The organism is Verrucomicrobiia bacterium, assembly GCA_036405135.1.
Lineage (GTDB): Bacteria > Verrucomicrobiota > Verrucomicrobiia > Limisphaerales > JAEYXS01 > JAEYXS01.
In genome coordinates this window covers 196735-217914 of record DASWYF010000002.1, presented here as the reverse complement: position 1 = coordinate 217914, position 21180 = coordinate 196735, and the positions used below count along the sequence as shown (strand labels likewise).

Annotated in this window: 19 protein-coding genes; 7 read left to right on the top strand and 12 right to left on the bottom strand. The window is 56.1% G+C overall.

Translation table 11 applies throughout. The features are described from left to right. Nucleotides 1-95: 95 nt before the first annotated feature. Entirely contained in the window at nt 96-365 is a 270-nt protein-coding gene (locus VGH19_01030) for a hypothetical protein (protein ID HEY1169925.1), read from the top strand. On the opposite strand, the gene VGH19_01025 is transcribed toward VGH19_01030, so the two are convergent. The 9 genes from VGH19_01025 to rpsO form a co-directional block, all read right to left on the bottom strand. After that, nucleotides 362-670 carry a hypothetical protein gene (locus VGH19_01025; GenBank protein HEY1169924.1) on the bottom strand — a complete coding sequence of 103 codons (309 nt, stop codon included), beginning with the start codon at nt 668-670 and terminating at the stop codon, nt 362-364. The genes VGH19_01030 and VGH19_01025 overlap by 4 nt on opposite strands. Continuing rightward, entirely contained in the window at nt 660-869 is a 210-nt protein-coding gene (locus VGH19_01020; protein ID HEY1169923.1) for a hypothetical protein, read from the bottom strand. The genes VGH19_01025 and VGH19_01020 overlap by 11 nt, the downstream gene beginning before the upstream one ends. Further along, a complete protein-coding gene (locus VGH19_01015) occupies nt 866-1294 on the bottom strand; it encodes a hypothetical protein (GenBank protein ID HEY1169922.1) in 429 nt (142 codons plus the stop codon). Before VGH19_01015 ends, VGH19_01020 begins: the two co-directional genes overlap by 4 nt. Before the next feature lie 48 nt (nt 1295-1342). After that, the gene (locus tag VGH19_01010; protein HEY1169921.1) at nt 1343-1741 is read right to left on the bottom strand and encodes a hypothetical protein; all 399 of its coding nucleotides are present in this window, start codon (nt 1739-1741) and stop codon (nt 1343-1345) included. Then, the gene (locus VGH19_01005) at nt 1738-2886 is read right to left on the bottom strand and encodes a type II secretion system F family protein (GenBank protein HEY1169920.1); all 1149 of its coding nucleotides are present in this window, start codon (nt 2884-2886) and stop codon (nt 1738-1740) included. Before VGH19_01005 ends, VGH19_01010 begins: the two co-directional genes overlap by 4 nt. Nucleotides 2887-2895: 9 nt before the next feature. After that, a complete protein-coding gene (locus VGH19_01000; GenBank protein ID HEY1169919.1) occupies nt 2896-3897 on the bottom strand; it encodes a type II secretion system F family protein in 1002 nt (333 codons plus the stop codon). Continuing rightward, nucleotides 3894-4970 (bottom strand): ATPase, T2SS/T4P/T4SS family, encoded by a 1077-nt coding sequence (locus VGH19_00995; protein HEY1169918.1) that lies wholly within the window; start codon nt 4968-4970, stop codon nt 3894-3896. Before VGH19_00995 ends, VGH19_01000 begins: the two co-directional genes overlap by 4 nt. Before the next feature lie 115 nt (nt 4971-5085). After that, complete coding sequence (gene pnp / locus VGH19_00990) at nt 5086-7242, bottom strand: polyribonucleotide nucleotidyltransferase (protein ID HEY1169917.1); 2157 nt, start codon at nt 7240-7242, stop codon at nt 5086-5088. 220 nt (nt 7243-7462) lie between these two features. Then, a complete protein-coding gene (gene rpsO / locus VGH19_00985; GenBank protein ID HEY1169916.1) occupies nt 7463-7726 on the bottom strand; it encodes a 30S ribosomal protein S15 in 264 nt (87 codons plus the stop codon). Between the two features lie 264 nt (nt 7727-7990). Between rpsO and VGH19_00980 the strand changes: the two genes are divergently transcribed. The 6 genes from VGH19_00980 to VGH19_00955 all read left to right on the top strand — a co-directional run bounded on the left by VGH19_00980 (nt 7991) and on the right by VGH19_00955 (nt 17680). Continuing rightward, nucleotides 7991-11227: a hypothetical protein gene (locus VGH19_00980; GenBank protein ID HEY1169915.1), complete on the top strand. Its 3237-nt coding sequence runs from the start codon at nt 7991-7993 to the stop codon at nt 11225-11227. A 193-nt stretch (nt 11228-11420) separates the two neighbouring features. Next, on the top strand, nt 11421-12794 hold the full coding sequence (locus VGH19_00975) for a dipeptidase (protein HEY1169914.1): 1374 nt from the start codon (nt 11421-11423) through the stop codon (nt 12792-12794). Nucleotides 12795-13134: 340 nt separating this feature from the next. After that, on the top strand, nt 13135-14241 hold the full coding sequence (locus tag VGH19_00970; GenBank protein HEY1169913.1) for a HupE/UreJ family protein: 1107 nt from the start codon (nt 13135-13137) through the stop codon (nt 14239-14241). 162 nt (nt 14242-14403) lie between these two features. Beyond that, on the top strand, nt 14404-15513 hold the full coding sequence (locus VGH19_00965; GenBank protein HEY1169912.1) for a glycosyltransferase family 4 protein: 1110 nt from the start codon (nt 14404-14406) through the stop codon (nt 15511-15513). A gap of 196 nt (nt 15514-15709) precedes the next feature. Next, nucleotides 15710-16762, top strand: coding sequence for a glycosyltransferase family 2 protein (locus VGH19_00960; protein HEY1169911.1), 1053 nt, complete (start codon nt 15710-15712; stop codon nt 16760-16762). Between the two features lie 84 nt (nt 16763-16846). After that, nucleotides 16847-17680: a class I SAM-dependent methyltransferase gene (locus VGH19_00955; protein ID HEY1169910.1), complete on the top strand. Its 834-nt coding sequence runs from the start codon at nt 16847-16849 to the stop codon at nt 17678-17680. Between the two features lie 6 nt (nt 17681-17686). Here the strand turns inward: VGH19_00955 and VGH19_00950 are convergent, their stop codons facing one another. The 3 genes from VGH19_00950 to VGH19_00940 are packed head-to-tail and all read right to left on the bottom strand — an operon-like array spanning nt 17687 to nt 21169. Then, nucleotides 17687-18463 (bottom strand): glycosyltransferase, encoded by a 777-nt coding sequence (locus VGH19_00950; GenBank protein ID HEY1169909.1) that lies wholly within the window; start codon nt 18461-18463, stop codon nt 17687-17689. Between the two features lie 10 nt (nt 18464-18473). Next, nucleotides 18474-20015 (bottom strand): radical SAM protein, encoded by a 1542-nt coding sequence (locus VGH19_00945; GenBank protein ID HEY1169908.1) that lies wholly within the window; start codon nt 20013-20015, stop codon nt 18474-18476. Nucleotides 20016-20017: 2 nt separating this feature from the next. Beyond that, complete coding sequence (locus tag VGH19_00940) at nt 20018-21169, bottom strand: DegT/DnrJ/EryC1/StrS family aminotransferase (protein HEY1169907.1); 1152 nt, start codon at nt 21167-21169, stop codon at nt 20018-20020. Nucleotides 21170-21180 lie beyond the last annotated feature (11 nt).

The window sequence follows — 21180 nt, the reverse complement described above, 5'->3', positions numbered from 1 at the left end:
TTTGTCATTGCTCATTCCTTCGTCATTCGGATTTAGTCATTCGTCATTCATTTCAACCTCTTGGAATTCTCTCTTCCATCCAGTATCTTATTTCCATGATTCTTAAGGTCACCTTGGCCGATTGCTCCTTTAAGATCGAGGACTGCATGGAAGGCCGCATCACTCACGAAGAACTTCGCGAGTGGTCCCGTGACGCCATGATGGCCATGGATATCCCGCCCAACGAATACGAAGAGATCATGGCCCTGTTGCAAGACATCAACACGAGCACCAAAGAAAACCTGCGCGTCGCCTTCAAACACTACAAGGCGTTCAATTCTCCCCTCGCTAAAGGCGTACCCCGCTACGGACGTTTCCCCCGCTAAATCATCACATCCTCGGGCGAAAGCACCCCATTCTGGATCAGCCGGATCACCAGCAGGATCAATCCCCCCATCAAGATCAGGTTTAAAAATACCCCTATCAGCGAGAGAACAAACCCTGTACGCAGATAATTGTAAGCCGCGTTCCACTGCTGCCGGCTCATCGCCTTAAGTTCTTTGTACTCCATCAGCACCAGAAACGCCGGCAGGAAACCCAGCAAAGGAATCAACGACAACCATCCCCTGGCATAGCATGCCAGGGAACCCTCGATCAGATGGATCTTGTCACTGGCCGGATTACCTGGCATCGGATTTGGCTTGAGCCTGTTGCTGGGATTGCAGGCGGTTCAATTGTTGTTTCTCCAGCAGATCGATCTCTTTCCGGAACATGACCGAACGGTGTCCGATGGACAGCATCACTGCAGCCAGCAGGGCCGACATCACGAGCACCACCACGATAGCCACCGCGCGGTCTCCTTTTTTGGCCTGGATCGGAAATATCGTCATTTGGCACCTCCCGAAGGAACGGCCAGGAAAGTGAACTTCTGGCCTCCGATGATCTCCACATCCCACTGCCAATAGACAACGCCAGTACGCTCCATTTTTTGCATCTGTGATGATGTGACGTTTTTCAAAAGTTCCTCTGTGAATGTCTTCTGCTCCCTTGCGAGCTGCCCGGAAGAAAATCGGTAAATTTTCTCCCCCGCTGGTGTGACAATCTTGAGATGTGCCCCGTTCTCACCCATCTCCATCTGGCTGACGGCAGAAGCAGCCCGCACATCAGCCCGCCACGTTTCACCCACTCTCAACAGCCGAGACATCGCATCAGTACGCCGTCCCAAACCTTCATAGGCTTTCAGCACCTTCCATATCCCAACAGTCAAAAACGAAAGGATGATCGTCACGCAAGCGATATAGATCAGCATTTCCATCAGAGAAATGCCTGCTCTGTCTTGTCTGTGATTTCTTAGTTTCATTCGTTACCGTTTGAACTCCCGTCTCACGCGCACATTTTCACCCCCATCGCGCTGCGCCATGCGCCATTCCAAAGCCACTCCCTTGTCTTCCACCAGAAGCACAAACCGTCCCTTAGGCAAAGCCTCTGCCGCCTTATACGGCATCGGATATTCGTGCGCGCCTGTCCCATAGGACTTCCACGCACCCGCCATCAATATCTCCGCCTCGCCATCCACGATCTCCATCGCCACCGCGCGATGGCTAGTACTGCGGATGACTGCGCGATCCCATGCGATCGGCACCGCCAGGGAAAAGATCAACAACATCATGATACCCAAGGCGGCGTTCAGTTCCACCATCAGCATACCCTTTTCAGAGATACGTTGCGCGCCGGGCTTCTGACTGTGTGACATCATGTTCATAACATGGATTCAGTCAGCAACACCAACGAATGAAACACATCAAAGGCTATCATGAAGACAAAGGTCGCATTCACCATCAGCATCGCCACCGTGGTCAGATGCGTCACCGTCAACTGCATCTGGCTGGCCCGGATCTCCAAAGCATCACACCACCCCTTCAAGGCTGTCTCGAACTTCGCCCCTCCCCCAGTCGCCTGTTGGAAACGCCACCTGAACTCACCACGGCCGTCCATCTTGGCCACAGCCTCAGCCAGTGGCATACCTTTGGCCAAAGCCGCAACAACGCCTTCCGCCGCGAGCTTGATGTGGAAATTCGCCGTTCCCTTCGCCGCCAAACGCACCGCTTCCGGCTCCGCAACTCCGGCATCCAGCAACAGGCTGAACAGGCTGGTGAAATCGCGCTGCAACCGCCAGCGGCTCCACGGAAGCAACCACGCCAACCAGTCCCCGACGGGCAGATGGATCCTCGCCAGCAGCGACGAGAGTCTTGGTCCCGCCGCATGCACAAACAATATCAGTAACGGCAGCAATCCGATCAAAAGCAGCCAGCCGCTGTAAGAGGATACATGAAACGAAAACCACTCGAACGTGATGGTCCCTTCCGACATGTCTTCAAAGATCATGCGGAACTTCGGCATGATTATTTTTATCAACAGGAACGATATCCAGACGGTCGGCAGCGCCAGCAGCATCAGCGACGGCGTCAACCAGCTTTGCCTCGCCTGTTGCGTACTCCGCACATCATTCAGCATACGCTGGCATACCGGCAAAACACGCGACCATCCGCCGATCCGGTCTGTCAAAAAAATCATTTCCACAATGGCCGGTGGCAGCAGACGCGGCACCTTGGCGATCGCCTCCTGCCATGTGCAACCTTGCTCCACCCACGCTGCTGCCAGATGAAAACGCATGCTTACCGAACGGTCGTGGCATGCAGCTACGGATTTCAAAGTGTCTTCCGGGGTGATGCCTCGTCGTATCCCGGAGTCGATCAGATTCAGGAAGATCATCGCCCGCTCCAACCGTCGGCGCGGCAGGGTAAAAAGAAAATAGATCGCATACCCGCCACCGAATGTGATGAACAACATCACAGCCATGTAGAGCAGCATCCCCAGAAAACCCATGATTGTTACCTCACCGGTCATAATGAATCGTCAGAAGCCATCCCCTAGCATTCCCAACGCATGCGTCACATAAGTGAGCACGGGTAACATCTGCCCGGCGATGACCGTGCCCAAGATCAGTACCGATACGGGCAAAGCCGCAAACAGCAGCATCTCCCGTTGGGTGGCGCTTCGTTCCGCATAAAACTTCGCCGCCTGCTCAAAACCCTCCGCCGCATCTTCACCACATTGTCTCACCATCCAGCGGAATAATGGCGGGATGGATTTGTTCTTCAAAGATTCTTCCGGAATGGTCCCACCCCCGGTGGAAAGATGCTCCCGCCATGCCGCCAGTTCCGCCGCCACAGGAGAACCGTCCTCCAGTGCCTCGACTGTCTGCAATGCCGCAGGCAGCGTCATGCCGCTACGCAACTGTATCTGCACCATGCTCGCGATCTGCGCCAGACACGTCTCTCGCATGCCCGGAATGCTCCATTGCCACTTCCTGCGGACCATGGGAACGAAAGTCAATAATGCCAGTCCCAGCCAGACCAGCGCGATGATGAACGGCGTGAACCACAACAACAATCCCATCACGCCAGCCAGGCTTGATGGACGGATGTAATAAAACTCCCCAAAAATCGACTGGCTCCCGCTGCCGATCATATGGCCGATGACGGTCATCACGATGGAAACCGCCAGGGAAACCGTCAGCACGATGAGCGGATACACCATGATCCCCCGCAACTGCCTGCTCAGCGAATGTCTTTGCCCGCAAAAATCCGCGAAAAGAATCAGTATCTTGGGCAGATCACCGCTCGCCGCACCTGCCGTCAGGATGCGCCCATACAACTCCGGCAGCTTCTGCTTTTTCACCGCTTCGGCCAGAGGTGTTCCAGAAGCAAGATCTCGCTCCAACGCCAGCAGGCTTTCGCGCGTAGACGATGCCGGCATCGTCTCGCACAATTTGCGCAAGCTCCCCTCCAAAGGGATGCCCGCCTTCAACATCCCCGCCAATTGCCGGTTAAAAAATCCCAGTTCCTCAACATTCATAACCCGATGACACGTTCGGCTTCAGTCTGGTTAGACAACCCTGCCTCCAAAACCTCACGAACGGCCATCGACAGCGTGCCACCCGGCTTCAGATTGGATAGATTGCCCGAACGTAACGACTCGCGTGAAACGCTTTCCAAGGTCATCCACTCTGCGACGGGCACGCGACCGCGATAGCCTGTGCGGGAACACCCGCCACATCCATTGCCTTGGCATTCCTGGCACAATCGGCGCAATAGTCGCTGGTTCAGCACCAGGCTCAGCCCACTGGTCAGAGCATAGGGGTCTTCACTCATCTCCAGCATCCGGTCAATGACCCCCACACACGAACCGGCATGCAATGTCGAGATGACCAGATGCCCGGTAAGTGACGCGCGTGCTGCCAGATTCGCTGTCTCCGGATCACGTATCTCGCCGATCACCAGCACCTGCGGATCTTGCCGCAACAGCCGTTTGCCCGCTTCAGCGAAGGTCAGTCCGCGCGCTTCATTGGTCTCCGTTTGCGTTATGCCAGGGATGATCTGCTCCACGGGATCCTCCACCGTGATAACGTGTCGACCGCCAAGTGTCGCGACATATTGCAGGCACGCATAGATTGTCGTCGTCTTGCCGCTACCCGCTGGTCCCGTCAACAACAGCATGCCAGAGGGTTGCTTGAGAAAACGCTCCAGCTTGGCGCGCAATTCAGCTGCGTAGCCCAAATCTTCCAGCTTCAACACTTCAGGCGCGAACAGCCGCAACACGATTTTCTCGCCAGTCACCGTCGGATAACAGGAAACCCGGATATCTGTCTTCGTTCCGCAAGCTTCCTTGGGAATACGTCCATCCTGCGGCATCGCTTCCTGATAAGTCTTCAGCTTGGCGAGATACTTGAGCCGTCCGAACCAGCGTTTCGCATCTTCCACCGGCAACGTGCGCACACGCTTCAAGACACCATCCAACCGGAAATCGATCGCCGCTTCCTCCGCCAGCACGTGCAGATGCACATCACTCGCTCCGGCCATTTCCGCTTCATGCAACAATGCATCTACTCGCTGGATGATCTCGTTCTCGGCTTGGATTTGCTCCGGCACAATCACGTTCTCCTTGAATGGGTGTTTCCGGTATGCTGCCTCACTGCTCAAATTCTGGAAACAAAAAAGGCGGACCAATAATGGTCCGCCTTTTCGAATTTATTTAAGCTGCAGCTTACGCCTTCGCGTCAGCCGGCTTCTCGCCCTTCGCGGCCATCTCTTTGTCGCGCTCTTCCATCGCGGCGCGGCGGGACAGCTTCACGCGGCCCTTCTCGTCGATGCCTAGGCATTTGACCCAGATCTCGTCGCCCACCTTCACGATGTCTTCCGTCTGCTTCACGCGGAAGTTCGCCAGCTCGCTGATGTGCACCAAACCGTCCTTGCCCGGGAGCACTTCTACGAAGCAGCCGAATTCCTTCAGCGTGACGACTTTGCCACGGTAGGTCTTGCCCACTTCGATCTCGGCCGTCATGCCTGTGATCGCGTCCTTGGCGATCTGCATGCCGTCCTCGGACACGGAGTAAACGTGCACCGTGCCGTCGTCGTCGATGTTGATCTCGCAACCCGACTCTTCGACGATGCGCTTGATGTTCTTGCCACCAGGCCCGATGAGCAGACCGATCTTGTCCGGGTCGATCTTCAGCGTCGTGATGCGCGGGGCATACTTGCTGAGGTTCTTGCGCGGCTCGGCCAGCGTCAGCTTCATGCTGTCGATGATCTTCAGACGGGCGACGCGCGCCTGTTCCACAGCTTCCGTCATGATGGAGAACGGCAGGCCCTTCAGCTTCAAGTCGAGCTGGAAGCCTGTGATGCCCTTCTCGGTACCGGCGATCTTGCAATCCATGTCGCAGAAAGCGTCTTCCCAGCCGATGATGTCCGTCAACAGCTTGTAGCGGGAGATTTCCTTCTTGTCGTTGTATTCCGTGCAGATACCCACGCTGATACCGGCGACGATGCGCTTCAACGGCACACCGGCGTCCATGAGCGCGAGGCTCGCGGCGCAAACGGAGGCCATCGAGGTGGAACCGTTGGATTCCATGATCTCGCTGGTGATACGGATGGCGTACGGGAATTCCTTCAAGTCCACGAGCGGAGCGACGGAGCGCTCAGCCAAGGCACCGTGACCGATCTCACGACGGCCCGGACCGGAGATACGGCCCGTCTCACCTACCGAGAAGTTCGGGAAGTTGTAGTGCAGGATGAATTTCTTTTCCGTCTGGCCGCCCGTGTAGGAATCATATTCCTGGGCGTCTTCCGTGGTGCCGAGCGTCGCGAGAGCGAGCGCCTGCGTTTCGCCACGGGAGAAGATCGCGGAACCATGCACACGGGGCAACAGGCCCACTTCACCGGAGATGGCACGGATGCCATCCGCTGTGCGACCGTCGAGGCGCTTGCCGTGATCGAGGATCAGGCCGCGGACCGCTTCCTTCTGGATGTAATATTGCGCGTCTTTCAGCACGAACTCGGTCACCTTCTCGGCACCGAATTTTTCCACGAGCTGTTTACCCACATCAGCGAACACCGCTTTCACAGCGGCTTCACGGGCGAGCTTCGCGGTCGTGAGGAGAGCCGGAACGATGCGGTCACCGGCGAGCTTCTTGGCTTCTTCCAAGATCTCGTCAGGCACGATGTTCACCGTGATCTGGCGCTTCGGCTTGCCGGCTTTCGCGGCGAGCTGCTTCTGCGCCTCGATGATCGGCTGGCAGGCTTCATGAGCAAACTTCAAGGAGGCGTTGAAGTCAGCGTCGGAGATCTCATCCGCGCCACCTTCGAACATCACCACTTCCTTCTCGTTACCCACGTAAACGAGATCCATATCGCTTTGGGACTGCTCTTCGTGCGTCGGGTTCGCGATGAACTTGCCGTCCACGCGCGCCACACGCACAGCACCCAGCGGACCAGCCCAAGGGATGTCGCTGACCATCAACGAAGCCGAGGCACCGATGATGCTGAGGATGTCCGGATCATTCACGCCATCCGCGCTCAGCAGCACGGTCTGGACTTGCACTTCGTTGTACCAGCCCTTCGGGAAGAGCGGGCGGATCGGGCGGTCGGTCAAACGGCAGGTCAGGATTTCCTTCTCCGTCGGACGGCCTTCACGCTTGAAATAACCACCGGGAAATTTACCAGCGGCAGCGGCCTTCTCGCGGTAGTCCACCGTGAGGGGGAAGAAGTCCTGGCCGGGCTTCGCGTTCGGGGCGGCCACAGCGGCCACGATGATCATGGTCTCGCCGAGCTGCACGGTGACGGCACCATCAGCCTGCTTGGCCAACTTGCCGGTTTCGATATGAATTTCTTGGGAGCCGACTACGGCTATTACTTTTTCGGGCATAATATACCTATGCTTTCTTACATTGTGCCCGCCAGCCCAGAGGAACTTCAGTGAACACCTGAACCTTCAGGTGCTGAATGAAATTTCCCCGGCCAACGGACGTTTCTTCGCGATAACAAACAAAAAACGGCCAGACTAGATCGCGTTCACTAGTCTGACCGTGCAAACCTTTGACGAAATTATCACCGGGTCTTCAACGAATTGAAGAGTGTCCCTATGCTTACTTGCGGAGGTTGAGCTTCTTCGTCACCGCCTTATAGCGCGGAGCGTCCGTGGTGTGGAGATAATCCAACAGGCGACGGCGCGTGCTGACGAGCTTCAAAAGACCACGGCGTGAGCTGTTGTCTTTCACGTTCTTCTGCAGATGCTCCGTGAGTTGGTTGATCCGTTGCGTCAACAGCGCTACCTGAACATCGGCGGAACCGGTGTCTTTGTCGTGCAGACGAAAATCTTGAACAATCTGACCTTTCAACTTTGCTTCCATACTTATCTGTTAAATAATGAAGGCGGGACACTAAGTGCTTCATACTGCGGTGTAAAGACAAATTGCAGGCTCTTTTTGCCACGCCCACAGCCCGGAACCCTTTGACGAAGGCATTATACAGGCGTAAACTCCCTTCCCTCAAATACTTTGAGCGAATTCCCAGCTCTGCTGTCTCTTTTTCAGCAAGCTTACCATGGCAGGGTTTAAGCTGAATAAAGCTTGTCCGGCCGTCTGACAGACCTTAACTCGACGCCCTTAAATTTTATGGCTGCTTTGAAAATGAAAGGCTCCTCAGCAGGAGCATCCTCCTCTGTCCCGAACCGTCCGAAGAAATGGGTCGTGGTCACCGCGGTGATCATCGCCCTGCTGCTCTTCCTCTATTTCTTCCTGACCAGCGGCTTTTTCATCAAATCCTTCGTCCTGCCCAAGGCCAGCAAGACCTTGAATGCCCAGATCACCGTGGAGGACATCTCCGTGAGCCCCTTCTCTTCTGCTTCCTTGAAGGGATTGAAGATTACCACCACCGGTGAGTCCTTGATCTCTGCCGATGCCGCCCAAGTCCGTTACAATCTACTGGATATCATGCGCGGCACCATGAACATCTCCGAACTCAAGGTGCAATCTCCCAAGGTCGTCTTCGTGCAAAATATCGATGGCACAACCAGCACATCCAATTTTGATCCGATCCTGAATGCGCTCGCCCCAGCCGATGCCAAAGAGCCCGAACCCGGCAAGGAAGGTTCGTCGGCAAAACTGAATCTAAAAAACATCTCCCTCGAGAACGCTCACATCTCCGTCAAGTTGGTGATTAATGGCGATCAACAATCGATAGAGTTGAGTAACATGAACCTGACGCTGGATCAGGTCGTGGTCGGCACCCCCGGCAAGCTGCACCTGGATACCGACCTCATCCTCGACCAACAATCGCAAGGTCAGCCGCAGAAAAACCATCTCGCGGCGAAAGCGACGGCCGATTTTGAATTCATGCTCACCCCGGAACAGACTCCCAAATCCATCAAAGGCAAGGGCGAACTGAAAGTCGGCCAGACATCCGGCAGCTTCACCGATCTCACTGGCTTCGTCGCCCTGCTCAATGCGGAAGTAACACCCACCGAGCTGAAAAGCGTGCGTGTAGATTTCAGCCAGAATTCCGAAGCACTTGGTGCTATCAATGTCAGCGGCCCCTTGGACACCACCAAAGGCGAAGCCAAGCTCAACATCAAAATCGATCCGCTCGGCAAACGCGTCCTAAATCTCGCCGGTGCCGCCATGGGCTATGACTTCGGCAGCACTCAGATATCCGGCGACACCGTTGTAGAGATCACCAAGCAATTCACCTTCGTGAAGGTTAACGGCCAGATCACCGGCCAGCAATTCACCCTCATCAAGGATAATACCCACGTTGCCCCCATGGATCTCACTGCGCAGTATTCATTGCAGTATGACTTGGCGACGGCGGATGCGCAGATTGATAAACTCAGCGTCACCGCGCAGCAAAAAGCCAAGCCGCTGCTGAACCTGAATATCACGCAGCCCATCAAGATTTCTCCTGAAGGCGCTGTCGCTGGTAACTCTTCCCTCACACTTAAACTTACTCAGCTCGACCTCGCGGATTGGAAGCCGATTGCGGGTACAGCCGTTAGCGGCGGCATTGTAGATGCCAATATCGATGTCTCTTTCGCCAATGGCGGCAAGGAAGTGGAAGCCACCTTCCAGACCTCCGCGAAGAACGTCGCCATGGTCGCCACCTCAAATGCCCCTGCTCCGTTCAACGCTTCCCTGCGTGGCAAATTCACGGCGCAGAATTCGAAATCGTATAAGGGCAATGTCGTCGCCAACGCCACCGGAAAGTTCGCCGACATCAATCTTCAGGATTTGCAGATGGCGGGCGATCTTACCGTCAATATCTCCACGCAAGGCGTCGTCTCGCCTACGCTCGCTATTTCTCTGCAACACGCAGGCAAGCCCGCTGGCAGTTTCGATTTCTCCGGCACCTATCAGCCCACGAATTCCACGAACAACAGCAAGTTCGAATACACTCTAGGCAACCTGAACGAGAACCTGCTCACCGCCGTCCTCGCTCCCTCCCTAAAGGACGCCACACTCACATCGCTCACCATCAATTCCCGGGGCAGCCTCACGCTGAGTCCCCAAGGCGATTCCTCTGTGAAAGCTGATCTGCAAGTGACACGCCTGCTCGTGACGGATAAGGCGGGCAAGCTGCCGAAAGAGCCGCTGAGCGCTGTAGCCGTCCTGGATGGTGGCTTGAGCAAACAGGTGCTCACCCTTCGCAACGCACAGCTGAACCTCACGCCCACTGACCGCGCCAAGAACGCTCTGGTCATCACGGGCAAGATTGATTCGACCATCACCAATGCCATCACCGGCAATCTCAAGATCGCTTCTGATGGCCTCGATGTGACGCGCTATTACGACATCTTCACCGGCACGACCAGCCCTGATGACACGAAGACGCAGACACCTCCACCCGAGACAAAAGATCCGAACAAAGAACCAGACGCTGTCGTGATGCCGCTCAAGAACTTCACCGTGGAACTGGATGTGAAGAAGCTCTACCTGCGCGAAGTCGCCGCTGAGAATGCCAAAGCCACCATGCTGCTCGATGGCAGCAATTTCAAACTCGATCCCGCGCAACTCACCCTCAACGGCGCTCCACTCTCCGCGAAGATCGTCGCCGACATGAGCGTGCCCGGCTTCAAGTATGATCTCATGGCCAAGGCGGATAAACTGCCCATCGCTCCTTTGGCCAACAGCTTCCAGCCAGATTACAAAGACCGTGCCGCAGGTGATGTCTTCGCCGATATCAACGTGAAAGGCGCAGGCACTACCGATAAGAGCCTGCAAAAGAATCTCGCTGCGAACATTTCGCTGAACTTCACCAACGCGAACATCCAGATCGTGGAACAAAGCCGCCTCCGCCCCATCTTGTCCGCTGTGGCAACAGCCCTGCAAATGCCTGAAGTGTTGAACTCCCCGCTCAACGCCGCCGGCTATGAGATGAAGATCGCCAACGGCCAGATCGATATCGCTCAGACCAGCATCCTAAGCCCGGCTTTGTATGCCAATGTCAGCGGCAAGATTCCGATGAATGAAGTGCTGACGAATTCGCCGCTCAATCTGCCGGTGAATTTCCAGATAGCTAACAGTCTGGCCCGCCGCATCCGCATGGCTGATCAAAGCAACACCAACGCCTACGTGCCCATCCCCGATTTCCTCGTGGCCAAAGGCACCATCGGTTCACCGAAAGCCGACATCAAAGTCTCTGCTACCAGCTTGTTGAAGGCCGCTGGTAACATCAATCTCGGCGACAAGGGAAACAATATCCTCCAAGGCGTGAACAGCATCATCGGCGGCAAGAACCAAACGATGACCAACGCCCCCGGCACAACCAATAGCACCACCTCTACGAACTCGACCACAACAACCAACAAACCCGGCGTGCTGGACGTGATCGACCTCTTCAAAAAGAAGAAGCAGTAAAACATTCTCCAATCAAACAGAGCCGGAGCTTGTTACTGCTCCGGCTTTTGTTTTTAATCCGTTCCACTAAACGGCTGCCTCCTCAGCCAAACCGTTAAAATATTTTAACGGCTCTGCCGTAGCTCTCCCTTTATGGGAGGCCGAACTTCGGCCCGGGGTGAGGGGTGAGCCAGCCAAGCGCTTTAGAAATCATATGCAACCCGTTCTGCGTTACTTGGAAGAGCACCGGCAGGAGTTCATCGACCGCCTGTGCCATTATGTCCGCTTCCCCAGCGTCTCCGCGCAACCGCATCACAAGCCGGACATCGAGCGTTGCGCCCAATGGCTCGCGGATCATTGCCGCAGCATCGGCCTGAGCACCGAGCTGTGCAAAACTCCGGGCAACCCCATCGTGCTCGCCAAGACTCCGCGTAAACCCGGCTCCAAGAAACCGCATTACCTCATCTACGGCCACTACGACGTCCAACCCGCTGAGCCGTTTGAGCTGTGGACCACGCCCGCTTTCGAGCCGCGCATTGTTGGTGACTCTCTCTTCTCCCGCGGTGCCAGCGATAATAAAGGCCAGCACCTCGCGCACTTGAACGCAGTAGAAGCCTATCTGAAGACCGGCACCGAGCTGCCATGCGATCTCACCTTTCTCATCGAAGGTGAAGAAGAAGTCGGCTGCACGAGCCTGAAAGGTTTTCTCGAAGAACGCGCCAAGGAATTGCGCTGCGATACCATCGTGATCTCCGACACCGGCATGCCCGATCTCAAGCACCCTGCCCTCACCTATGCCCTGCGCGGCATCGTGGCGGCGGAAGTGACCTTGCACGGACCAAGCCGCGATCTGCACTCTGGCATCTACGGCGGCTCGGTGGAAAATCCGGCGATGGCTCTGTGCCAGTTGCTCGCCCAGCTTCGCGATAAAAAAGGCCGCATCACCGTCCCCGGCTTCTACGATGACGTGGTGAATCTCAGTGCCTACGAGCGCAAGCAACTCGCCCGCCTGCCTCACAACGAGAACGCCTACAAGAAATTCCTCGGCGTGAAAGAACTCATGGGCGAGAACGGCTTCACCGCCATCGAGCGCCGCAGTGCGCGTCCCACGTGCGAGATCAACGGCCTCACCAGTGGTTATCAAGGTGAAGGCAGCAAGACCATCGTGCCCTCCTGGGCGAAGGCCAAGCTCACCTTCCGCCTCGTGCCGAGCCAGAAGCCGCAGAAGGTCATCAAGCAGGTGGAAAAATATTTGAAGAGCATCTGCCCGCCCACTGTGCGCATGGAATTCGAACCCGGCCACGGCGGCGAAGCGTATCTCGTCTCCCCCACCAGCGCCCCCGCTCAAGCCGCATTGCGCGCCTTGAAGAACGCCTTCAATTGCGAACCCGTCCTGCTGCGTGAAGGCGGCTCCATCCCCATCGTGAATCAGTTCCGCAAGACGCTCGGAGCCGATTCACTACTGCTCGGCCTCGGCCTGCCGGATGACAATCCGCATTCACCCAATGAGAAGTTCAGCCTCACCGCCTACACCAAAGGCATGAAGATGAGCGCCCTGTTGTGGCCCGAACTCGCCGCCAGCGCCTAGCGCATGGAGCGCGGGTCTCCGACCCGCAGCAACGCGAAAAGCGGATGGCGCTCGAAAATATTTTATCGTCCAAGTCGTGACACAACGCTCACCAATGGAAACAGCGAAGGTGTCCAAATTAAAAGTGGCAACCAAAGCACCAAGCGCGGTAAATGTTCATCCCCTCTCCCCAAGGGAGAGGACCAGGTTGAGGGGAAAGGAAACTCCCCTAAGCAAATGCAGAGTTATTTTCGCCTATGGCAGCCCCCTTCCCCCTCATCCCTACCTTCTCCCCAAGGAGAAGGAGTTAACATTTCCCGCATCAGGCTTTTTTTTATGCTATCGGTTCGCGTTAGCAGCCTTGCTGTTCCTCAGTCTCTGCCTCACCCACCACCTCTCCGCCCATCAACCCGGCCTTAGCTACATCAACCTCACCGTTGAGAGCAATCGCCTCTCCGGCCGCGTGGACATGTCGCTGCGCGATCTCGACCTCGTCGTGAATCTCGATGCCGATGGCAACGGCGCTGTGACATTTGCTGAGCTACAAACGAAACAGCCCGCCATCGGCGGCTATCTCCTGAAGCACCTCACCTTCTCTGCCGATGGCAATCCGGGCCTCGTCCATGTGCGCGAACACCTCGTCGCCACGGACAATGACGGGGCCTTCGCGGTCGCCGAGATCGATGTCGATTTCCCCAGCACGCCCGCTGTCGTCACCGTGCGCAACAATCTCTTCACGGATGTAGATGCCGGTCATCGCTCCATGATGCAAATCAGTTTGGAAACAAATGTCACGCCCGCCATCTTCTTAAAAGATCAGTCGGAGCAGACCTTCAAGCTCAGTGAACCACGTGTACAAGCTTCCTTTGCCACGTTCTTCAAGGAAGGCGTCTGGCACATCTGGATCGGCTACGACCACATCCTCTTCCTGCTCGCCCTGCTGCTCCCCTCCGTACTCGTGCGCAAAGACAACGGCTGGCAACCCGTGCCGGAGTTGAAGCCCGCGTTCATCAACATTTTCAAAATCGTCACTGCGTTCACCATCGCCCATTCCATCACCTTGGGTTTGGCCGCGTCAGAACTCATCCAATTGCCCTCACGCTTTGTGGAATCTGCCATCGCTTTCTCGGTGATCCTCGCCGCGCTGAATAACATCAAGCCCTTCTTCCACGGCAAGGGCTGGCTCGTCGCCTTCTGCTTCGGCATACTGCACGGATTTGGTTTTGCCTCAGTGCTGGGTGAACTGGATCTGCAAACGACTTCACTGCTCACCACCTTGGTGGGTTTCAATCTGGGAGTGGAAGCAGGTCAATTGACTATCGTCGCCATCTTCCTGCCCTTGGCCTTTTCCTTGCGTCAAACCAAGGCCTATCGACAAGGTACCTTGGTCGCCGGTTCCACCATCATTGCCTTGCTCGCCCTCATCTGGTTTATCGAACGCGCCTTCGATGTGACTATCATTAGCTAAAGAAAACGACGATGAGCTTTCGTCCTTCTCCCCTCGGTGGGGAGAAGGATTGAGGATGTGGGGTGCCCCCTTCCCTCAACGGCAAGATATTCATCTCATCTTATCCTCCGCAGTTTTGGCATTGTTCCCCCTGCCCTTGCCCGCTAGAACTTCCGCGCACCGATGCGTTTCCTGATGCTCAACTGGCGCGACCCGGAGAACCCCCTCACTGGCGGGGCCGAGCGCGTGACCATGGCCTATCTCAAGGCCTTGGTGGATCGCGGGCATGAGGCGTGGTGGTTCAGCTTCGATTTTCCCGGCGCCAAAGCGGAAACGGTCATTGATGGCGTGCACATCGTGCGCGGTGGCGATAAGGGCTCGGCCATCTTTAAGGCCAAGGCATGGTATCAAAAACAACCGCGCTTCGATCTTGTCATCGACCAGCATCACGGCATCCCGTGGTTCGCTCCTTGGTGGTGCGGCACGAATAACATCGCTTACATCCACGAGGTCCTCGGCCCGATCTGGGATGCCTTTTACGGCTGGCCCATCAGTGCCATCGGCCGCACGCAGGAACGCTGGACGCATTACGCATATCAGGATGTCCCTTTCTTCACGGCTTCAGCAGACACCAAGCGCCAGTTACACGAGCACGGCGTGAAGGACGTGACCATCATCCCCTACGGCGTGCATACGCGTGCCTTGCCGGAGTTGGAACAGAAGAAGCTTGCGGCACCTTACAAGCTCATCGTCGTCTCCCGCCTCGCCCCGAACAAACGCATCGATCACGCCGTGCTGACGCACAAGATCTTGCGTGCCCGCGGCGTGAACACGCACCTCACCATCGTGGGTGGCGGGGAAACGGAAGGTCTGCTCAAGAGCATTGTCGCGGAGAATAATCTGCAAAGCTCCGTGCGCTTCACCGGTCCGATCTCCGAAGCGGAGAAAGACGCGCTCCTGCGCGAAAGCCATTTCCTCCTGCACACCTCGCAACGCGAAGGCTGGGGCCTGAACGTCATCGAAGCGAATGCCATGGGCACGCCCGGCGCTGTCTATGCCGTGCCGGGCCTCGTCGAATCAACCTTGGATAATGAAACTGGCGTGCTCGCTAAAGCCGAGACGCCTGAATCCCTCGCCGATCGTTTGACGGAAGCATTCCAAAGCGACGCCCAATACCAGCAATGGCGCGTGAACGGCTGGAATCGCGCGAAGACGTTTCATTGGGATAGTGTGCTACCCCGCGCGTGCGATTGGCTGGAACAGATGGCGCAAGGGAAAGGCAATCGTCCATGAGCAACTTTAGACTCTTATCACCCTCTCCCCTCGGAGGGGAGAGGGCCGGGGTGAGGGGTGCCGGTCATTTTCCGGAACTCGAACGCCATTCCAACCGGGCACCCCTCATCCTCAATCCTTCTCCCCTCCGAGAGGAGAAGGTGGGTAGTCTTTCGCCGTCTTCCATAGCTTCACAATTTCCGCAGGAGATCAGTGCATGCTAAATTTCAGCACTCCTCCCCGCGTCACGATCATCGTGCTGAATTACAACGGCAAGCAATGGCTGCAACGCTGTGTCGACTCGCTGAAATCACAGACTATTTTCAACGACATCGAAGTCATCATGGCGGATAACACGTCCACCGATGGCTCCGACAAGCAGGCCGAGGAGTTGATGAAGGGCTGGACGACCGGCTACTTCCTGCAGAACGGCGCGAACCTTGGTTTCGCCGAAGGTAACAATCGCCCCGCCAAACGTGCTCTGGGAAAATTTCTCTTCTTCTTGAACAACGATGCGTGGCTGGAACCGGATTGTATGGAGAAGCTGCTGGATTGCGTGGAGCGCGAGCAAGCCGCTGCTGCCACCCCTCTCGTGTTGAACTACGATGACAACACGTTCCAGTCTGCAGGCGCGTTAGGCTTCGACATCTTCGGCCTCGCCACGGATCGCAAGCAAGTGGATCGCGTGAGCGAAATACTCATGCCGGAAGGCTGCTCCTATCTCATCCGGAAAGACGTGTTCGAGCAGGTGGGCGGCTTCGATAAAGAGTTTTTCATGTATGCGGAGGAACTGGATCTTTCTTGGCGCACGTGGATCGCCGGGCATCGCGTCATCACCGTGCCGCAAGCCATCGTGCATCATCGCGGCGCAGCGAATGTGAATCCCGCTGGCGGCGGCAATGTGGTGGAGTTCCGCACCAGCGATTCCAAACGCTATTACGCCAACCGAAACGCGTTCCTGACGATCTGGAAGAATGCTAAAGGCGTGCTATTCCTCGCTCTCTTGCTACAATTTGGCCTGCTCTTCCTGGAAGCCTTTGCCGCCTTAGTCATCGTGAAACGCTGGTCGTTCGTAAAACGTTCCTATTGGGAGGCTATCCGCGATGCGTGGCGGATGCGTGGTCATGTGCGACAGGCGCGTGATCAGATCAAAGGCTTTCGCCGTCGTAGTGATTTCGAGATGCTCAGCCTTTTCCGCCTACGCCTGAATCGCTGGGATGAATTCACCCGGATGCTCCAATATGGCGCGCCGAAGGTCACCGCGCGTTAGTTTTGCTATTGCCCCCGGCGTGAAATCCCCTGAATCTACCGCGCAAACATATTTTTGAACGACAACAGCTAGATCGCATACGTTATGTTCCGCAAAATTCTCATCTACGGTTTCTACGCGATCTATTTCCCTCTCTCTTTCATCTGGCGGTGGTTTGACAAAATGGCCTCCTGGCGCGAGACGCGTTTCTGGATCGACCACATCCCGAATGCGAGCTTTACCCCAGCCACGTACTCCAGCTATGCAGGCTGGATCGTGAACCAAGGTTTCTTCTGCGCGCTCTACAGCCTCTACCTGAAGAAACCGAATCCGAAGATTTTCGACTTCGGCTGCGGCATGGGCAATCAGGCCCCCATCTGCCACCACTTCATCAAGAACGGCGGCAGCTTCCTCGGCGTGGATACGGACAAGACTTCCATCGAAGCCGCCAAAGCGACTCATGGTGATCTGCCAAATTGCAGCTTCTATCTGACGAAAGATCAGAATCCTTATTACCCGCAAGGCGACACGACGCAGAAGATGAATGACGGCATCGACTGGCCGATCGCTCCGAAATCACAGGACATGTTGATCTCTGTCTCCGTGTTCACGCATCTGCAACAGAAGGATGCCGAGCGCTACATGGATAAGGTGTATGAAGTGCTGGCGGATGATGGCCACGCGATCATCACGTTCCACATCGTTCGCGATTACGTGAATGAGAACGAAACGTATAACTTCACGCACGCCCTTACCCCGGGATGGTTCACAAGCAATCCTTCATGCCCTGAAAAGGCCATCGGCGTGACCACAGAGGCACACCGCAATCTGCTGGCGGGGCGCTTTGAAATCCTCGCTCACATCGAAGGTTCCGTGACGGGTGGCAAGCATCCTTATCTGCAAGATCTCTTCGTGCTGAAGAAGGTTCCGGGTAAATAGGCCCGATCACAGCCCCAGCTTCACCATCAGGTCGTTGTAATTGCAACGAACCTTGTGCTTGAGCTTCACGAAGAACGAATCGCTGTGCGGTATGTTCACGCTATCCACCGTGCGGCGGTTCATGCTGATGATCACATCGATGTTGTGCACCTTCGTGAGTTTGCCCAACTTTTCCATGAACACACCGTCCGCGTGATGTCCCAGCCGCTTGTCTTCCGGGTGATAGAGCGTGTTCCCCTGCGCTTCCGCGACCTTCTTAAGTAAGGCCATCGTGTGATAGAACTGCAGGTAATCCACCTGTCCATCCAGCTTGCGCCCCTTGCAAAACTTGCCCGCTGGTTTATCTGCCCGACGTTGGCCCACGATTTTCGTAACGCCCTGCGCATCGGTCACACCGATGTCTTGTGACGCATACATCGCCTGCGGTTCGCGATTGTTCTGGATGTAATAATTCCAAACCACCTCGAAGGCGTTCGGATACAGCACATCATCATCGCAAAGATAGAAGAGCAGCTCTCCCGAGCAACGTCCTGCATTGATGACCTGATTGAAGCACCACGACGCCATGTTGTGCGTCTTCACCATCTCCTTCGTTTCACCGGACGGAATGATGGTGATACGGGGATCATTCAACCCCTTGAAAAAACCTTGATTCAAGAGCACACCGCTATCCACCAAAATCATCTCCCAATCCTGAAACGTCTGTTTCAGCACGCCATCAATCGCCTCGCGCACATACTTCGGCTTGTTGTGCGAGACGAGGATGAGACTGATCTTGGCCATACCAGCTTGCTTACTTCTTCACCGGAGCAGGATCGCCGAGCAGCTTGCGACGCAGCTTGATGCTGGCCATGGCTTCCACGTTCTTGCGCTGCTGCTCGCCGAATTTCCGCTGCACCAGGTCGAGGAAAGGTTGGTGTGCGAAATACTTGTGCCACGCTTCGTCGCGGAATTTCAGCACCTCCGCCGCCGTGCAATGCTTCGTGGGCAACGGCTGGCTGTCATACGAGAGGAACGCGTAGCCCGAATACGAGTCTGGCAACGGCCACTTGTTCGCCTTGGCCGTGTAATACAACGGACTGCCCGGCAACGCCTGGCACGGATACATGTTCACCATCTCCGTGTTCAATTCGAGCGCGAGATCAAGCGTCTGCTGCATCGTCGCGATCGTGTCATCTGGGAAACCGTAGATGTAATTCGAGATGATGTTGATGCCTGAGCCACGGATGGTCTTGCACACCTCACGGATATTCACTTCCTGGAAGGAACCCTTCGAGACTTCACTACGGATCACCTGGCTCGCCGCTTCCACACCGAGCGCCAGCCAGCCGATACCTGCCTTCTGGAACAGGTCAAGATACTGCTGACGCACCGTATCGATGCGCGAGTAAGACCACATGCGAAACTTGTGCCCGCGATCCAAAATCCCCTTCAACAACGGCTCGTAGTAATTCTTGTTCAGGAAAAACATCTCGTCCGAAAGGCGGATCGTCTCCACGCCGTAACCCGCGAGCTTGTCGAATTCCTTCAGAATGAAATCGGGCGACCAGAAGCGCATGTTCGGCGAGTTTGCCGAGGCCACACCGTCCGCGTTATCCACGCGGTTCACGATGTTGATCATGCAGAAGTCGCACTTGAACTTGCAGCCCAGCGACGTGTACATCGCCGCGAACGGCGTGCGCAGATTGTGATTGAACTCCGCGTGCCAGAAGTGCGCGCGATACAGGTCCAGCGGGCTGCTCTTATACGGCAGCAGATCCCACGCGTAACCCGGCAGGTCGATATCCATCCGGTCATGCGGCACCACAATCTCCGGCGGATTCAACTGCGGGATGCCACCCGTCTTATGGCCGATGCCTTTCACCTTGTCCAAGCCGGTCTTCAGGTCCGTCTTCAACAAATTGTGCAAGGCATACACACCTTCATTCAACAAGATGAGATCGATGCAATCGAAGCTCAACACCTCCATCGGCAACGCACTGGTATGCGACCCCACGAAGCAGGTGATCGCCTCCGGGTTCAACTGCTTCACCTTGCGGGCGAGCGCCGTGGCACCGATCATGTTCGTCGTGCCCGAGTTCGGGTTCTGCCCGTAAACCACGAAACACACCAAACGCGCCTTCGCTTCATCAATGCGCTTGGCCGACGCTTCTTCGCTCAGGCGCTCCGCGCCGCAATCGAGGATGGCTACGCCGTAGCCCTTTGCCCGGCAGCTCTGCGCGAGTAACAGCGCCCAGGTCGGCGGTTCGATGGCCGAGAAGTCCTTGCTCAACTCCTGATAGGCTGTAGCCGCGGAGTCGGCATTGACGAACAGTGCATCTAGCGGGCGATTCATACTTACTTCAAATTGTTCAGTAGCTCGCACAATTGCGCGATCTTGCTGCGGTCAAGGTCCGGATAATTGCCGATGTAATAACCGTAGAAGTGAACGTGGTTCACGTTCGGATACTTCTCAAATTCATCACCGAAGATGCGGCGCAAATACGGCTGGCGCAATTGATTGCCACCACCCGAAGTGCCTCGACGGAACTCCACACCGGCGGCACGCAGAGCCTTCTCCAAGCGATCACGGAATTCCGGATCCGCCTTGCGGATGACCAGTGTGAACGCGTAGTTGCTGCTGCCTTCGCAATCGAACTCCGTCCAATACTTCGTGGAGTCCAAACCTTTCAGGAACAGTTGCAGGTTTTCGCTGCGGATGACGTTGTTCGCATCCAAGCGCTTGAGCTGCTCGCGGCCCAGCACCGCGTTCAGCTCCGTGCTGCGCATGTTGTAGGCGGGATAGGCGAAGATGAAGTCCGGGTTCAGGTCCGGGAACTTCGCCTTATATTCTTCCTTCACCGCGTCCGAAGGCACCTCGCGCACCATGCCGTGGGAACGGAACATGCGAACTGCCTCATAGAACTTCGCATCGTCCATGCAGATCATGCCACCTTCAATGGTGCTCATGTGATGCGCGTAGTAGAACGAGAAGTTGGACGCGAAGCCGTAGCTGCCCAGCTTCTTGCCCTTGAACGTCGCACCGTGAGATTCACAGACGTCTTCGATGAGTGGGATGTTCCGCTTCTGCAACTCATCGAGCAGGCGTTGATTCAGCGCGTTGTAACCGAGCACATACGTCAAGAACACCGCACGCGTGTTCGGCGTGATCTTGCGCAAGATCTCTTCCGTGGCCATGCCCAAGTGGCTGTTATCGATGTCCACGAATACCGGCGTCAGACCCGCTTGCAATACAGACGCGATGTCCGAAACCCACGTGAGCGTCGGCACGATGACCTCGCCCGGACCATAGAGTTCGCGCAAGGCCGCCATCGTGATGCCGTTCGCCGAGGCGCCGGAATTCACGAACACGCTGTACTTACAGCCGAGCCACTCGGACCATTCTTTCTCGAAGGCGCGGACGTTCGTGGATTGCGTCAGGATCGGATCATCCTGTTGCAGGAACTTGATCAGCGTGTCGAGGTCGCTGCGGGGAATGTTATTGGCCATCAACGGCCATT

What these genes read in the sequence shown, in the direction of transcription:
- VGH19_00965 (HEY1169912.1), top strand. Translation starts at nt 14,404, where the DNA reads ATGCGTTTCCTGATGCTCAACTGGCGCGACCCGGAGAACCCCCTCACT.
- VGH19_01010 (HEY1169921.1), bottom strand. Translation starts at nt 1,741, where the DNA reads ATGAACATGATGTCACACAGTCAGAAGCCCGGCGCGCAACGTATCTCT.
- VGH19_01005 (HEY1169920.1), bottom strand. Translation starts at nt 2,886, where the DNA reads ATGACCGGTGAGGTAACAATCATGGGTTTTCTGGGGATGCTGCTCTAC.
- VGH19_00960 (HEY1169911.1), top strand. Translation starts at nt 15,710, where the DNA reads ATGCTAAATTTCAGCACTCCTCCCCGCGTCACGATCATCGTGCTGAAT.
- VGH19_00980 (HEY1169915.1), top strand. Translation starts at nt 7,991, where the DNA reads ATGGCTGCTTTGAAAATGAAAGGCTCCTCAGCAGGAGCATCCTCCTCT.
- VGH19_01015 (HEY1169922.1), bottom strand. Translation starts at nt 1,294, where the DNA reads ATGGAAATGCTGATCTATATCGCTTGCGTGACGATCATCCTTTCGTTT.
- VGH19_00945 (HEY1169908.1), bottom strand. Translation starts at nt 20,015, where the DNA reads ATGAATCGCCCGCTAGATGCACTGTTCGTCAATGCCGACTCCGCGGCT.
- VGH19_01025 (HEY1169924.1), bottom strand. Translation starts at nt 670, where the DNA reads ATGCCAGGTAATCCGGCCAGTGACAAGATCCATCTGATCGAGGGTTCC.
- pnp (HEY1169917.1), bottom strand. Translation starts at nt 7,242, where the DNA reads ATGCCCGAAAAAGTAATAGCCGTAGTCGGCTCCCAAGAAATTCATATC.
- VGH19_00940 (HEY1169907.1), bottom strand. Translation starts at nt 21,169, where the DNA reads ATGGCCAATAACATTCCCCGCAGCGACCTCGACACGCTGATCAAGTTC.
- rpsO (HEY1169916.1), bottom strand. Translation starts at nt 7,726, where the DNA reads ATGGAAGCAAAGTTGAAAGGTCAGATTGTTCAAGATTTTCGTCTGCAC.
- VGH19_01020 (HEY1169923.1), bottom strand. Translation starts at nt 869, where the DNA reads ATGACGATATTTCCGATCCAGGCCAAAAAAGGAGACCGCGCGGTGGCT.
- VGH19_01000 (HEY1169919.1), bottom strand. Translation starts at nt 3,897, where the DNA reads ATGAATGTTGAGGAACTGGGATTTTTTAACCGGCAATTGGCGGGGATG.
- VGH19_00975 (HEY1169914.1), top strand. Translation starts at nt 11,421, where the DNA reads ATGCAACCCGTTCTGCGTTACTTGGAAGAGCACCGGCAGGAGTTCATC.
- VGH19_00955 (HEY1169910.1), top strand. Translation starts at nt 16,847, where the DNA reads ATGTTCCGCAAAATTCTCATCTACGGTTTCTACGCGATCTATTTCCCT.
- VGH19_00950 (HEY1169909.1), bottom strand. Translation starts at nt 18,463, where the DNA reads ATGGCCAAGATCAGTCTCATCCTCGTCTCGCACAACAAGCCGAAGTAT.
- VGH19_01030 (HEY1169925.1), top strand. Translation starts at nt 96, where the DNA reads ATGATTCTTAAGGTCACCTTGGCCGATTGCTCCTTTAAGATCGAGGAC.